Consider the following 14,604-nt stretch of genomic DNA (forward strand, 5'->3'; position numbering starts at 1 on the left):
CACAAAGCTCTGATTGGAGCGGCCTCTGCGGATGTCGCCGGCCGTTCCTTTGTTACGTCACTACTCAGGCCACGCTGCGCGACAGGCTGGACGCCACTTCGCGCAACTGCGCCACCGAAATGGACGGATCGTTCAGCCTCCGCCCCAGGATGTAAGCCGCTTCGGCGTAGGCCTGGTGGCTGCGCCACGGCGCCTGCGGCTCGGCCACGTCTACGATGAAGCGGGCGTCCAGCTGCCCTCCCCAGCACTGCGCGACGATCTGCTCGTTCAAGTCGCCCGGCAACAGGGCCAGGAAGCGGCCTTCCGGCCGCTGAATCAGCAGGCATTGCTCCGCTTGGCCGGCCTGGCCGGCGGTGGCCGCTTGGTACAGCGACAACCAAGTGGCCGCGGCCAACATGTCTTCGCCGTCGCTGTCCGGCAGCGGTAGCAGATAGGTCTGCGCCGTCAAGCTGCCCTGGAACTTGCGCAACAGCTGGTGGTGGAAGGTGAAGGCCAGCAGCACTGTTTCCAGATCCGGCAGGCCGCGGCCGCTCAGCAGCCGGCTCAGATGGGAAGCCGGCGTCACGCTCAGATGCCGCTCCAGCAGTTGCTGCGCCAGGTCCAGATCCGCCACGGAGGAGATGCCGAACAAGGACTGCTCCTCCAGAAACTGGCGGCAGGCCAACATTTCCACCGCGTTGTCGATGGCGCTGCTCAGTTGCTCCTTCAAGCCGGAGAAGAACAGCTCATTGGCCAGCATCAACACCGACAGCGGCGGCAAGGGCGCGTCACAAGGCATCAGCGAGGCCGCCACCAAGGGATAATTGCGGCCGCTTTCATCGCGACTGGGCTGCATCACGCCCAGCGACAGCCACATTTGGTCGCGGCTGCGCAGCACGAAGCTGGTGCCCGGCATCGCGCGGTAACGCTCCACCGCCTCCGAGCCGGATTCCAGCCCGCCCAGGCTTTGCGCCAGCAGCTGGTCCAGCTGGGTGGCCGCCGGGTGGGTGGCGTTGACGCGGACGAAGTCGCCGCGGCGCGGCAACTTGCCGAAAATGCAGAATTGCGGAGGCGTTTCCTGCGCCCGCTTGAAATTGAACGCCATGACTGTGTCTCCCTTATAGCGTCACGCGCTCAGGCAAGGTCAGCTTGTAAAGCTTATTCAGTTGCAGCGGATTGACGCCGCCAACCATGCGGAAATTGAATTTCACCGTCTGCGCCTCGCCGTCGGGCTTGCGCAGGTTCCAAGTGAGCTGGGCTGAGTCCGGGCTGTCCTGGCTGACCTTGGCGCTGGACAGCAAGCGCATCAGACCCATGCGTCCCGGCTGGTTGCCCACCACGCTGCTGGCGCCGCTATAGGACACCACCTGGATGCGGGCGCCGGCGTTCTGGCCGTTGCCCGGCCAGGTGAACGGCTGCCAGGCCTGCGGGCCGTTGCGGTAGCGCAGTTCCTGACCGTCCACCTCGAACACGATTTCGGACAGGCCCGGCGTCGGCGTGGGCTGCAGTTCGAAGCGGGTGTTTTCGCCGTCTTGCAACTGGGCGTTGGCCAGCGCGGACAGGCTGCTGACGCTGGACAAGAAGGCCGGGTTGAACTTGACCCCCATATTGCCCCAAGCGCGCGGCACCAATTGATCGCCCTTCTTCTGCACCAGGCCGTTCAGGTATTTGTTGATGAATTTGTCCAGCGTGCCGTCGTTGGCTTTGACAAAGCGGCTGATCTCCGCCACCGAGGCGCTGTTGCTGGAATCCGCGAACGGATATTTGCCGGCCAGTTGCTTCCACTGCGGCAGCACTTCGTTGGCCCAGGCCTGGTTGATGTCGTTGGCCACCGGCCCCAACAGAGCGTTGTAGGACTGGGTCAGCGGACGCACCAACATCGGGCGCACCATCTCGCCGGTTTCCGGCGTGACCTGGCTCAGCAGGGTGTTGTCTACGAAGGAGGCGGTGTCGCCCAGTTCCGAACCGGAGCCGCCCAGGGTCGCCTGCAAGGCGGCGCGGGCTTGCGGGCCGGGTTCGTCGGTGCTGGAGATCGCCGCCAGCTTGGCTTTCAGCTTGGCCAGCTGATCCAGGTAGGCGTTGATCGGCGGGTTGTCGCCCTTGACCAGTTGAGCGACGCCGGCGAACTGACGGCCCACTTCGCCGTACAGCTTGGTCTTGTCCGCCTGGGCCGACGAGCTGCCGCCCTTGAGGAATTCCGCGGTTTTTTCCAGCATCGACTGCTTGGCGTTTTCCAGCGAGCGGTTCAGTTCCGATGGGTTGTCCCAGGCGGTTTCCATCGCCGCGCGCGCCAGCACCAGCTTGATGGGCGAGCTTTGCTTGTCGGACAGCCGCGCCATCGCGGAGGCGGACTGGGCCGGATTGGTGAAGTCGCGAGTGGTGACGCCGATCAGGAATTTCTTCCAGGCGGCGGCGTATTGGCCCCGGTACAGGGCTTCCAGCGCGGCGCGGTTTTTCTCCACGTCGCCGTCCCGGCCCAGATTGTCCTGAGTGGACGAGGCCAGCACCCAGTCGTCGCTGCGGATTTCGCCCTTGCTGGCTTCGTCGATAGCGCCCTTAACGTAGCTGTTCCAGGCTTCGCGAGTGTAGGCGCCCTCTACCATCTGGCTGCCTGCCATCACGTCCAAATCGCGGTTGTCCAGAATCCGCGCCACGGTCAGCGGCGCGAAACGAGTGTTGGCCCGGGCCTTGATTTCGTTGAACACCCGCTCCTGGGCGGACAGGCGCTTGAAGGAGCCGCGCAGCACGTCGCGCGCTTCGCCCACCACCTTGGCGTTGTTGTCGATCAGCGGCAGGTCCGCTTCCTTGATCTGGCTAACGTAGAAAGCCACCAGCTTCTCGGCCACCGCCATCACTTCTTCGACCGAATACTGACCGCGCTGGCTTTCCAGATAGGGCCGCCAGTAGCGCGGCAACTGGTCGATCAGATGCGCTTCGTCCATGCGCTTCTGCTCGTGCAGCATCAGATAGGTTTTCAAGGCGTTGTAGCTGGCGTCCAGCTGCTGCGGATTGCGTTGCGCAGCGGCGGCCTCGCCTTGCGCCGCGGAGGCTTCCAGCTTGGCGGTGGTGGCGCGTTGCGGCCAATCCAGCGCGCTCAGGTTGATATTGGGCAGGCCGCCGCGCGGCGCGTGCTTTTTAGGCTTGGGTTTGAACGGAGCGGGTGCGGGCGCGGCCGGTTTGGGCGGTTCGCTCACTACCGGCGCGGGCGTCGGAGCGGGCGCTTCCGGCTTCAGCGCCACCAGCGTGGTTTCCAGATTGCGCTGCACCGGGCGCAGCATCACCTCCTTCAGGCCGGTGAAGTACTCGCGACGCAGCTGCGGCTCCAGTTCCTTGCCCTGGTACAGGCCCAGGCCCACTTGCCACGGCGCGCCGTTCTTGCGGTAGGACTGCAATTCCTCAAGGCGCTTCTGCAAGATCTGCAGCGAGCGCAGCTTGTCGTACAACTGCCCGCTGGCGGCCAGCTTTTGCGCCTGAGCGCGTTCGGCCTTCACCTCGTCCAGCAAATGCTGGTTGCCGATGAAGGACCAGGTCCAGAAGCTGGCCAGCGCGGCCAGCGACAAGACCCCGGCGGCCATGCCGAACAAACGCCAGCGGCTGCCGCTGGGTTTGGTCTGGCGCGAAATCAGGTGTTGATCCTGAAACAGCACGTCACGGAACAGATTGCGCAGGAAGTAGCTGTAAGACGCCGGCGCCTGCTTCATCTCCTGGCCGCCCTGGCTCAGGTCGAACTGGCCTTGCACGCGATTGGCGGCCACGATGCGCGGCACCCCCTCTTGCAGGGCGCTGGTGAAATAGAAACCGCGCAGCAAAGGCCGCGCGTGGTAAGGGTCTTCTTCGTGCAGCAGCTTGACGAATTTAACCACCGCCTCTTTCAGGCCGTGGAATTCAATGGGGAAGGCGAAGTGCGCCGGTTTGACCTGATCGCCGCGGTACTGGATCAGTTTTTCCTCGCCGGCCTGCACCAGGCCGCGATACAAGAGTTCGAACTGCTGGCCGGTCACATTGGCCACGTCGAAGCCCGTGCCCTGGTCCGCGCTCAGCGTCGCGCCCCAGACCCTGGCGCGGTCTTCGTCGCTGGCGTCCTGGAAGAACTGGGCGAAACCGCCCAAGAGGTCCAGCTTGGTGAACACCAGATAGATGGGCACCAAGAGGCCGAAGGTATTGCACACCTCGTGAATGCGCTCGCGAATCTGACGCGCGTACAGGGTGAAGCCTTCGCTATGGTGTTGCGCCAGTTCCGGCAGGCTGATGGCGATCAGGATGCCGTTGACCGGCGCTTTGGCGCGGTGCTTTTTTAGCAGCTTGAGGAATTCCAGCCACTCCACCCTATCTTCGCTCTGAGTCGCGTAGCGGCCGGCGGTGTCCAGCAGCACCCCTTCGGTGGAAAAGAACCAGTCGCAGTTGCGGGTGCCGCCCACGCCCTGAATGCCGCTCTTGTCGCTGAACGGAAAAGTCAGGCCGGATTGCAGAATGGCCGAGCTCTTACCCGCCGCCGGGTGGCCGATGATCATGTACCAAGGCAGCTCGTACAAAGCGGCGCTGCCGCTGGCGCTGCCCAGCTTGGATTTCTTCAAGGTGTCTATCGCGCCCAGCAGCCGCTGGCGCAGCAGGGTGACCTCGGCGCGCTTGTCGGAGCTGGCGTTGATCACCGCCTCGTCCGCCTGCTTGCGCAGCATGCGCTCCACCAGGCCGCCGGCGCGGCGCGCCAAAACCTGGCCCACCAGCAGGGTCAGCACCCATAACAACATGACGCCGATAATCCAGCCCAAACGGGCTTCCAGCGACTCCAGGCCCAACCACGGCCCCAGAAACCAGATCAGAGCGATCAGGATCAGGAACCCGATTGCCGAAGCCACTTTGGCGTGACGCAGCCAACCTTTCATAAACACCCACCACCTTCTTGAAAACCGTTATTTTTTGAGCAAGGACTTCAGCGAGCCTGAGCGCTCGATATGGCCGAAATCCTTGAAACTCCAGTTGCCGCCCCAAGTCAGGCCGGCCGCCGTCGCCTCTTCTCCCAGCGCGTTGTAAGCCTGCATCGCCCAGGGGTCGCGTTCCGATATCACTACCTTGCCTTCGCGAATGGGCGCCAGGTCCACCGCCAAACCGTATTGATGTTTGCTTTGCCCGCCCTTGGCCTTGGTCACCAGCGTGGCCTGCCCGGCCAGCGAATCCTGGCGCTCCGGACTGCGATAGCCTTCCAGCAGCACCATGGGGAAGCCCCTGGCCTTCATTTTTTCCATCACCCGCAGCACCACCTGCACGAACTCGGGATTCAGCTTGCTCCAGTCTCGATCCGCATGTCCCAGGCTGGGGCGCTCCGCTATGACATTGACAAAAGCCTCTGGCGGAAGCGGCGGCGGCGGCACTAGTTTTTCTTCAAGTAGCGTTTGTTTGATTCTTATGCCCTGAACATATTCGGCGGCCTCGAATTCCGGGCTGCGATGAAAACGGTTCAATTTCAGCGTGATGGCCACCGCCAGCGCCACCAGCAACAGCGACACCACCGGCAGCCACACCCGCCAATAACGCGCGGCGGCATTGGGCGCACGGCGCGACGCACGCAAAAAAGCGGCGCTTACCGCCCGCTTTTCATTTCGTTTTTCAGGTCTTCCGGCCGCAAGCCCGCCCAAGGCCTCCGCCCCAGTCAACACAGGCTTTGGAGAGCGGCTTCCTTCCAAGATGCGGGGCTGTCCCAGGAAGAATTTCCAGCCCAGCCAAGACAGGAGCAAAACGATGCCAAGCACCAGAATCGGCAATATATAGTTCAAATGCATTTTGACGCGAGACAATAAATGACATTACAATTTAAATCAATAGCTTGAGCTACCCGATCTCGAATTTTAACAACCGTACGCAAATCAATTTGCGGCAGGGCATGCATTCCAATTAAACCAAAAATTTGGGATACTTTCGATAGCAGATAGTCACAAATCCAATCGTTAGGAACCGCCGTCATGATGAAAAAACACCCCAACTGGCAACAGGCCCGCACCCTGTTTTACGCCATTGCCATAGCCTCTCTGACCGCTTGTTCCAGCACCAAGACCATCGACATCAAAGCTGAGGGCAGCCCCTCGCTAAACCGCGACGCCAAAGGCAAATCGCTGTCCGTAGTGGTGCACGTCTACCAGCTGAAAAACCAGCAGGCTTTCAACCGCCTGACCATGGAGGCGCTATCCAGCGGCAAACCTGAATCAGAACTGCTGGGCGACAGTCTGATCAGCAGTAAAGAACTGACCTTTTTGCCAGGTGGCAAAGTGACACTAGAAGACGTCACCATTGAAAAAGACGCTCAATTCATCGGCGTCGTCGGCTTTTTCCGCCGGCCGGACGCCCACTTCTGGCGTTTGTTGTACGACGCCGACACCGTCCGCAGCAAAGACCTGAGCTTCCGCGCCGCCGATTGCCACCTGGAAGCCATCAAGCCCAAGGCCTTGACCATGCCTGGCCAGCCCCCGTCCGCCAAGGCGGACTGCGCCGGCAGCCGAAACTGACGCCTGACGCGGCGCCGGGCCAAGGCTGAAAATTAACAAACGCTTTTGCATGACAAGGGCTGCGCTCTTGCTGCAAAATGTCGCGCATTTTAGCGATCGTGTACACAGTTTGAACAGGGTGTTATTACCGGATACGGGCCGCCTTAGCCATGACATGGCTCAAAGCCCGTTCGGTCCTTCGCCCATCGCGGCCTGGCTCGGCTGACAAGCCAATGAATTTTCAGGCGCAATTGAGATTGCAGTAGATTTCCAGACAAGGTGTATCAGTAATGCAACAAGCCAAACGAGTGCTCTGGGGCGAAGGCATGTTCCTGCGCCCGCAGCACTTTCAACAGCAAACCCTCTTGCTGGAGCAGCATGTCGCCGCGCGGCAGCAACTGAGCCAGCGCCACGCTTGGGGCCTGCAACACATTGCCTTGGACGAACAGGCGCTCAAGGGCGGCGCAGTCCGCATCGACGGGCTGTCCATCCTGTTCCGCGACGGCACGCTTTACCAAGCGCCGGCCAGTGCGCCGCTGCCGCTGTCCCGCGACCTGAACACCTTGCCGCAAGCCGGCATCAAGACCACGCTTTACGCCTGTCTCGCCCATATGCAGCCTTACGGCGGCAACACCCGCAACGGCGAAGTCATGTCCCGCCCCGCCCGCTTTCAAAGCGCCAGCGCGGAAGTGGCCGACCTCTACACCCAGGCTCTGGACGCCGATCTGTCCACGCTGGAGCTGGACGTGCGGCTGATGATCGAGGAAGAGAACCGCGACGGCTACGACGCCATTCCGCTGTGCCGCCTGGAGAAAGACGCCACCGGCCAATGGGGCTTGGGCGGCGGCTTCATCCCGCCGCTGGCCACGGTGGAAGGCTCGCGCGAGGTCAGCCACATGCTGCGCCGCCTGTTGGACATCCTGCTGGTCAAAAACCAGGCGCTGTCCGGCGGACAGCGCGAACGCGCCAAGAACGTGATGGAGTACAGCTCCAGCGACATCAGCTCCTTCTGGCTGCTGCACACCGTCAACCGCAACTTCGCCAAGCTGCGCCACCTGTCGCTGTCCAGCCCGCTGCACCCAGAAGAACTGTACCTGGCGCTGGCCGAATTCTGCGGCGAGCTGCAGACCTTCTCCACCCATTACACCCTGTCCGACATCCCGGCCTACCGCCACGACGACCTGCACGCCGTGCTGGCCGCGCTGGACACGCAGATCCGCGAACTGCTGGAAACCGTGATCTCCTCGCGTTACGCCATCATCCCGCTGCATTCGCCCAAGCCGTCCTTCTACATCGGCCGGCTGGAGAGCGACCGCCTGCTGGAGAACGTCGATTACTACCTGTCGGTGCAGAGCGAGTTGCCCGCCAGCCAGATCATTGACAGCGTGCCGCTGAAGATGAAAATCGGCGCGCCGGACGACGTGGAAAAAATCCTCAACTCCGCGATGCGCGGCGTGGCGCTCAGCCATGCGGCACAGACCCCGTCCGCCATTCCGGTGCGGGTGGGCAACCACTATTTCGCGCTGGAGCCGCACGGCGACATCTTCGGCCGCATGCTGCAATCGCGCAGCATCTGCATCTATATGCCGCAGACGCTCTCCAACCTGACGCTTGAACTGATCGCCGTATTCCGCTGAGGCCGCCATGAACCAAACCGCCGCAACCCTACAAGAACGCCCGCTGGCCGTGGCCTCCGCCTCGGCCCCCACCCTGCGCGAAATGCTGGAAGACGGCATCTATCTGCTATTCCTGCTCCGGGACGGCAACGCCCCCAGCAGCGCGGTGGAGTTCAACCGCCGCGTCGATCAGTTCCTGAACCAGTACGAGCGCAACGCACGCAACTTCGGCAAGGACCAGAACGCCATCAACCATTCCAAGTACGCGTTTTGCGCCTTGATGGACGAGATCATCCTGTCCTCCGAGTTCGATATCCGCGACGAATGGGAACGCATGCCGCTGCAACTGCGGCTGTTTGGCGAGCATCTGGCCGGCGAAGGCTTCTTCAACCGCCTGGAACAACTGCGCCTGGACCCAGCCGCCCATATCGAGCCGCTGGAAGTGTTCTACACCTGCTTGCTGCTGGGCTTCCAAGGCAAATACCTGCTGGAAGGCCAGGAAAAGCTGGGCTACCTGACCCATAAGCTGGGCCAGGAAATCCAGCAAGTGCGCGGCGGCAAGGCCGAATTCGCGCCCAACTGGCAGCTGCCGCAACGCTTCCAGGCCTTTGTCCGCCATGAACTGCCGCTATGGCTGTACTTCGCCCTGCTGGCGGTAGTGGGCGCCGGCATCTTCGTCGCCTACCGCTGGCTGCTGTCCAACCAGCTCCAATCCATTTTCGGCCTGTAAGCCATGCTGAGCAGCCGCCACGCCCAGATCCTGCCGTCGGTGCTGGACCGGCTGCTGGACGACCAGCCGGACAACAGCCACGGCGCGGAAACCATGTTGTACGAACTGCCGCAGATCAAGCGCTCGCTGGCGCGGGATCTGGAAGCGCTGCTGAACACCCGGCTCGCGCCCTTGCAAGAACTGTTCGACATGTACCCGCAGGCCCACGACAGCATGTTGAGCTTCGGCATTCCGGACCTGTCCGGCATCAGCCTGCTCAATCCGCAAGACCGGGAATTGCTGCGCGAACAGCTGCGCCGCGCCATCGAAGTGCACGAACCGCGGCTGTCCCGTGTGCGGGTGAATCTGGACGCGCCGCGCGAGATGGAGCGCCACCTGCGCTTCCGCGTCGACGCGGTGCTGAAAGTGCATCCGCACCGGCCGCCGGTCACCTTCGACGCCACCCTGCAACTCTCCTCCAACGTTTACAAGGTACAAGGCTGACCCAGCCTGACAGCGCCCCATGGACCTCAGCACCCTGCTCGCCAGCTTCGCCTCCGCCTTCAACCAAAACCAACGCCTGCTCACCCTCAGCCTGGGCGACGGCAGCGTGGCGGCCGAGCAATTGCTGCCGCTGAGCTTGGCCGGCGAAGAAGGCGTGTCCCGGCCTTACGCCTACCAGCTGGTGTGTTTATCTCCAGACGGCGCGATCGAACTCAAGACCCTGCTTGGCCTGCCCGCCCGCATCGGCATCCTCGACGCCGCCGGCGCGGAGAGCCTGCGTTGCGGCGTAGTGTCCAAGGTGGAGAGCCTGGGCTCGGACGGCGGTTTCAGCCGCTACCAGCTGACCATCGAGCCGCCGTTCGCCTTGCTGCGCCACCGCGTCAGCTCGCGGGTGTTCCAGGATCAGTCGGTGCCGGACATCGTCACGCAGATCCTGGCCGAGCATCAGCAGGCCAACCCGGTGTTCGCCCGGGTGCAAACGCTGGACTTCAAGACCGGCGTGGCTTCCCCGCGCAGCTACTGTCTGCAATACCGCGAGAGCGATTACGACTTCATCGTGCGGCTGCTGCACGAAGAGGGTTACGCCTGGCGTTTCGACCATCTGGACGGCGAGGTTCCTCAGGTACAACTGGTCGCCTTCGACGACCCCTACAGCCTGCCGCCGGCAACCGTTGAGCGCGTGCGCTTCCACCGCAGCGACGCCACCGAGGCCGAGGACGGCCTGACCGAGTGGAACGCCCAGCGCCAGATCGTGCCCGGCGCGGTGGCGCTGGCCAGCTTCGACTACCAGCCGGTGCAGACCCAGCACAGCGGCGACGACAGCCGCATCGACCAGGGCCAGAACGGCAAGGCGCTGCAATCGTCGCTGCACGACTACGACCCGCAATCGCTGTACTACGCCGGCGACGCCGACCAGCTCAGCCACTACGCCCAGCTGCGCCAGCAAGCGCATGATCTCAAGGCCAAGCAATTCAGCGGCGGCGGTTCGGTGCGCGGCCTGGCCGCCGGCCAATGGTTTCGCCTCGACGACCATCCGGCCCACGACGGCGACAGCAGCGAACAGCGCGAATTCGTCGTCACCCGCCAGACATTAAGTGCGCGCAACAACCTGCCGGCGGACCTCAAAGCCCTGGCAAAAGCGGAGGACGCCCAACCCTTCCGCGCCGACTTCGACGCCCAACGCCGCGGCGTGCCGCTGACCCCGGCCTACGCCCACACCGAACTGGCCAAGCCCAAGTCCCGCGGCGTACAAACCGCGACCGTGGTGGGACCGCAAGGAGAGGAAGTCCACACCGACCAGCACGGCCGAATCAAGGTGCAATTCCACTGGCAGCGGCCAGACGAACACCCGAGCATCGGCGCCAACCTGGACGACAAATCCTCCTGCTGGCTGCGCGTGGTCATGCCCAGCGCCGGCGCCGGCTGGGGCCACCAATTCATCCCACGCATCGGCCAGGAAGTGCTGGTCGACTTCATCGAAGGCGACATCGACCGCCCGGTGATCACCGGCGTGCTCTACAACGGCAGCCACCCCCCGCCGGACTTCAGCGGCGCGGGCGCCTTGCCGGCCAACAAGACCCAGTCCGGCATCAAGTCCAAGGAACACCAGGGCGGGCAGTACAACGAACTCTTGTTCGACGACACCCCGGGCGAAGTGCGCGCCAAACTGTCGAGCGAACCGGGCAAAACCCAACTCAACCAAGGCTTCCTCACCCACCCGCGCAGCAACGGCAAGGCCGAGCCGCGCGGCGACGGCTTTGAACTACGCACCGACAATCACGGCGCCATCCGCGCCGGCCACGGCCTGCTGCTGTCCACCGAAGCGCAGAACGGCGCGTCCGGCAAACAACTGGCGCGCGAACAAGCGCAAAGCCAGCTGGACGCGGCCTTGGCCCTGAGTCAAAGCCTGGGCGACACCGCCAGCGGCCAGCAGGCGGACACAATGGAAACCGGGCCGGAAGAAATCGGCCCGGACAACGCCAAGGCCGCCAAGAAAACCGAAGGCCACCTGCAACACCAGGCCGCCGCCTTGAAAGCCTGGGAAGCCGGTTCCAATACCGACAAGGACGGCAAGACCGCCAAGGACCAAGCCGGCCAACAACCGCTGATCGTGCTATCGGCCCCAGCCGGCATCGCCAGCCTGAGCCAGCAAAGCCAGACCGTGGCGGCGGGGACCAATCTGGATCTGGTGGCGCAGCGCGACACCAACCAAACCTCGGGCCGGCGCTGGATCCACAATGTGGGCCAGCACATCAGCCTGTTCGTGGCCGGGGTCAAGGACCAGATTGCGCTGAAGCTGATTGCCGCCAAGGGCAAGGTGCAGATGCAGGCGCAGAGCGACAGCATTGAGGTGACCGCGGATAAGGATGTGACCGTCACCGCCTGCAAGGGCAAGGTGGAAATCGCCGCCGGCCAGGAAATCCTGCTCACCAGCGGCGGCGGCTATATCCGGCTCAAGGGCGGCAATATCGAAGTGCACTGCCCGGGCGAAGTCAGCGTCAAGGGCGCCAGCCACGCGCTCAGCGGGCCGGCCAGCATGCAAATACCTCTTCCCGCTCTGCCAAATAAAGACAGTTCATGGGTCAAAATCACGTCACATTACGATGACGAATGGAAAACGACTTGGCCACTTAGAAATATGAAGCTTGATGTTGCCGGAACGACGATCAGTAAAACTCTAAAAATAGATGGGCGAAAGGCATAACATGGCTGATAGCAAAAACACGAACAACCCTAAGCACGTCTATGTACATAACGATGGTGCGGCGGAGCTAACGGCCAAGCCACAAATTACTGAAAAAGAAATACACGATGAACGTCAAATAATTATTCAAGGCTTAGATGCTGCTTATCTCAACCTCACAGACACCATGAAGCCATTCCAAAAAGAATGGGACACAAATCCGATAGGTTCTCTAGCTGATGCGGCGTTAGCAGGAGCCAAAGCAGGAGTAAGTGGCTGGGGGGAAGATTTTGCTGAGCTTTTCCAAGCCGATACATGGATATCCTTAGGGGGGAAAGTTAAAGATGCAGCAGGAAATGCTTATGACACTGCCAGTGTTTATTCAGTAGGTGTAAAGAACGACATATTCAATAGCGTTAATCGAACGGTTAAGCACATTGACAATCCAAGCGAGACTCTATTTAACTGGGCATGGTGGGAAGCCGAATTAGACAAAGAGAAAAAAAACATTACAACGCAAGCAGAAGTGCTAAAGGCACAAGCCGCATCCTATGCAAAAACTGCAAAAGATATTACGGATAAAACCAAAAAAATATATCAACACAGAAATGAAATATTAAACCTACCAAATCTAATTGCCGAAGGCGACCCCAAACCTATTCAGCGCTTTATTGACACTACATTAATGGATATTGATTCTGACTTAGCAAAGTCCATCAAAGATAGTGGCAATTTTCATATGGTCATAGAATTACTACAAGACCATGACAGCATCCTTTCCTACCTAACCTATGCCACTTTATGCTTCGAAGCAATACCACCGAATTTTTATGCATATCTAGCGGGAAAGGGAGCTGCGTATTTTCTAGCCGAGTTAATTCTGACTATTATTATGGCAATCTTTACACTCGGAGCGGGCTTGGCAGTTAGAGTCGCATCCCTTGTTGCACGAGTTGCCGCAAGCAGCGCCAAAGTGGCAAGCGCCATAAAAAAACTTGAGAATGCAAAAAAAGCCTTCGATGCTGTAATACGATTTATTGAAGATTTTTGTGATATCGCAGGACGACTACGTTCACTTGGTGACAAGCTAGTTGAAGCCAGATCACGTGGCGTTAAAGTAAAAGGCTCGACAAAGACTACTATCGAAGCAGAACGGAAAACCATAAAAAGAAATGGAAAGTGCGCATGCTGCCAAAGCGCATCACATCAAACACCTCGTGGAAGATTAGGAACAATTAATTATGCCTAATACAAATATGACAGGAAATATAAAGAAAGGAACCAAATATAGAGACTTGATGGCAAAAGAAACCGAAAAAAATAAAATGCCAAATCACCCTCGCCATTTTGGTATAAAAATGCAGGCCCATCACATAGTCTCTGCAGAGGGAATTAGTCGAAGTAAAATTGGCGACTTATTAGTAAAATTCGGCTACGACATCAACGATCTATCAAATTTAACTTATATCCCAAGCACTCTACAAGGAGCCTGCCACTTGAGCGTCCAACCTCATAGGGGTGACCATAAAGCCCCCCTTGGGGGTATTAGTGCATTAGAAAGAGATGATGATGATTCACATCCAGTCACATACCATGATGCCATTGCAATGCGCGTGCTGGAGTTAAAAAAATACATGCATGAAAATTGCCCAGGTAAAAACCCTTCTGCACGCTCCATCTTGAAAAAAGATATGGAGGGAATTAGCAAGAATATGCTATTTCTGATTCAGAATGCACCAGCCAAAGCCAGACTTACCAATATTGCTGACTTTTTCCAACCAGGAGGAGTTGGCTGCAAGGGGGTAGATAATGTTGGACGATTTAAAGATGCCAAATCTTGTGCCGTTCATAGAAATCACCAACAAACCCAGAGCAACTCTCAAGAAAAAGAAAATATAACTCTCACCAAACCAATACCAAGGTACAACCTAAAAACGGGCATGTAACCATGAACAATTACGACTCCGAATATTACTTCATAAGTTATAAAAGCACAGAAAGTCGTCCTATTCTTGCCGCAGATGCTGACACAGCAACTCTTGCATACACCTCAGAGGCACTGCCACTAGGTGGACGGCCATTAAAGTTCCACAATGGTGCAGCCACCAGCAAAAACAAGCATCTATTCAGCAAGAAACCTCCGGAAATTATATTTCACGGATCGGACATTGCAGTTGAAAATGAAATATATGAAAAACTATCTTCTATAGAAATACCTAATTTGGTTTTACAACCAGCCATTTACATTGACCACAATGATGTCTGGCATGAAAATTATTGGTTTTTAACATTCACAAAGAAATTAGATTGCTGGGATCGAGATAAGTCCCTTTACGCCCCAGACCCTTTGACTGGCTTTGGCGATATTCGTTATGAAGTCATTAGCTATCACCTCAAAAAATCAGTGCTTGACTTAATACCAATTTCAGAACGCAAACTTTTCAAAATGGGGGCGACCACTGAAGGCTGGCTTCTTGTACACAAAAGTATTGCAGGCCTGTTCAAAAAAACAGGAGCGGAACTGGTTCCTGTGAAGGAATTTGGTACAACTTTCTTCCCATAAGCCCCATGGCAAGGCGCAGTCTTGCGCCTTTTAACTGCGTCATAAGCTAACTACCCGTTCTTTAACAAAACAAA

The 14,604-nt window shown here is 59.1% G+C and carries 11 protein-coding genes; 8 read left to right on the forward strand and 3 right to left on the reverse strand.

The features are described 5' to 3' along the window. Window positions 1–64: 64 nt before the first annotated feature. The 3 genes from tagF to HA052_RS19315 are packed head-to-tail and all read right to left on the reverse strand — an operon-like array spanning window position 65 to window position 5,546. Window positions 65–1,084: a type VI secretion system-associated protein TagF gene (tagF, locus tag HA052_RS19305; RefSeq protein WP_166453156.1), complete on the reverse strand. Its 1,020-nt coding sequence runs from the start codon at window positions 1,082–1,084 to the stop codon at window positions 65–67. Between the two features lie 13 nt (window positions 1,085–1,097). After that, entirely contained in the window at window positions 1,098–4,862 is a 3,765-nt protein-coding gene (gene tssM, locus HA052_RS19310; protein WP_206118966.1) for a type VI secretion system membrane subunit TssM, read from the reverse strand. Between the two features lie 27 nt (window positions 4,863–4,889). Next, on the reverse strand, window positions 4,890–5,546 hold the full coding sequence (locus HA052_RS19315; protein ID WP_240937424.1) for a M15 family metallopeptidase: 657 nt from the start codon (window positions 5,544–5,546) through the stop codon (window positions 4,890–4,892). Between the two features lie 390 nt (window positions 5,547–5,936). Between HA052_RS19315 and tssJ the strand changes: the two genes are divergently transcribed. The 8 genes from tssJ (at window position 5,937) to HA052_RS19355 (ending at window position 14,530) form a co-directional block, all read left to right on the forward strand. Then, window positions 5,937–6,476, forward strand: coding sequence for a type VI secretion system lipoprotein TssJ (gene tssJ, locus HA052_RS19320; RefSeq protein WP_166453158.1), 540 nt, complete (start codon window positions 5,937–5,939; stop codon window positions 6,474–6,476). 269 nt (window positions 6,477–6,745) lie between these two features. Next, window positions 6,746–8,092, forward strand: a complete 1,347-nt coding sequence (gene tssK / locus HA052_RS19325) for a type VI secretion system baseplate subunit TssK (RefSeq protein WP_166453159.1) — start codon at window positions 6,746–6,748, stop codon at window positions 8,090–8,092. A gap of 7 nt (window positions 8,093–8,099) precedes the next feature. After that, window positions 8,100–8,801, forward strand: a complete 702-nt coding sequence (icmH, locus tag HA052_RS19330; RefSeq protein WP_081548565.1) for a type IVB secretion system protein IcmH/DotU — start codon at window positions 8,100–8,102, stop codon at window positions 8,799–8,801. 3 nt (window positions 8,802–8,804) lie between these two features. Further along, window positions 8,805–9,284, forward strand: coding sequence for a type VI secretion system baseplate subunit TssE (gene tssE / locus HA052_RS19335; RefSeq protein ID WP_166453160.1), 480 nt, complete (start codon window positions 8,805–8,807; stop codon window positions 9,282–9,284). A 19-nt stretch (window positions 9,285–9,303) separates the two neighbouring features. Beyond that, window positions 9,304–11,988, forward strand: a complete 2,685-nt coding sequence (locus HA052_RS19340) for a type VI secretion system Vgr family protein (RefSeq protein ID WP_166453161.1) — start codon at window positions 9,304–9,306, stop codon at window positions 11,986–11,988. 1 nt (window position 11,989) lies between these two features. Beyond that, a complete protein-coding gene (locus tag HA052_RS19345) occupies window positions 11,990–13,216 on the forward strand; it encodes a hypothetical protein (RefSeq protein ID WP_166453162.1) in 1,227 nt (408 codons plus the stop codon). After that, entirely contained in the window at window positions 13,209–13,913 is a 705-nt protein-coding gene (locus HA052_RS19350) for an AHH domain-containing protein (protein ID WP_166453163.1), read from the forward strand. Before HA052_RS19345 ends, HA052_RS19350 begins: the two co-directional genes overlap by 8 nt. Window positions 13,914–13,915: 2 nt before the next feature. Next, complete coding sequence (locus tag HA052_RS19355; RefSeq protein WP_166453164.1) at window positions 13,916–14,530, forward strand: hypothetical protein; 615 nt, start codon at window positions 13,916–13,918, stop codon at window positions 14,528–14,530. The last annotated feature ends 74 nt before the right edge of the window (window positions 14,531–14,604 follow it).

The sequence above is a fragment of the Chromobacterium fluminis genome (assembly GCF_011602385.1).
In the GTDB taxonomy this organism is placed as follows: domain Bacteria; phylum Pseudomonadota; class Gammaproteobacteria; order Burkholderiales; family Chromobacteriaceae; genus Chromobacterium; species Chromobacterium fluminis.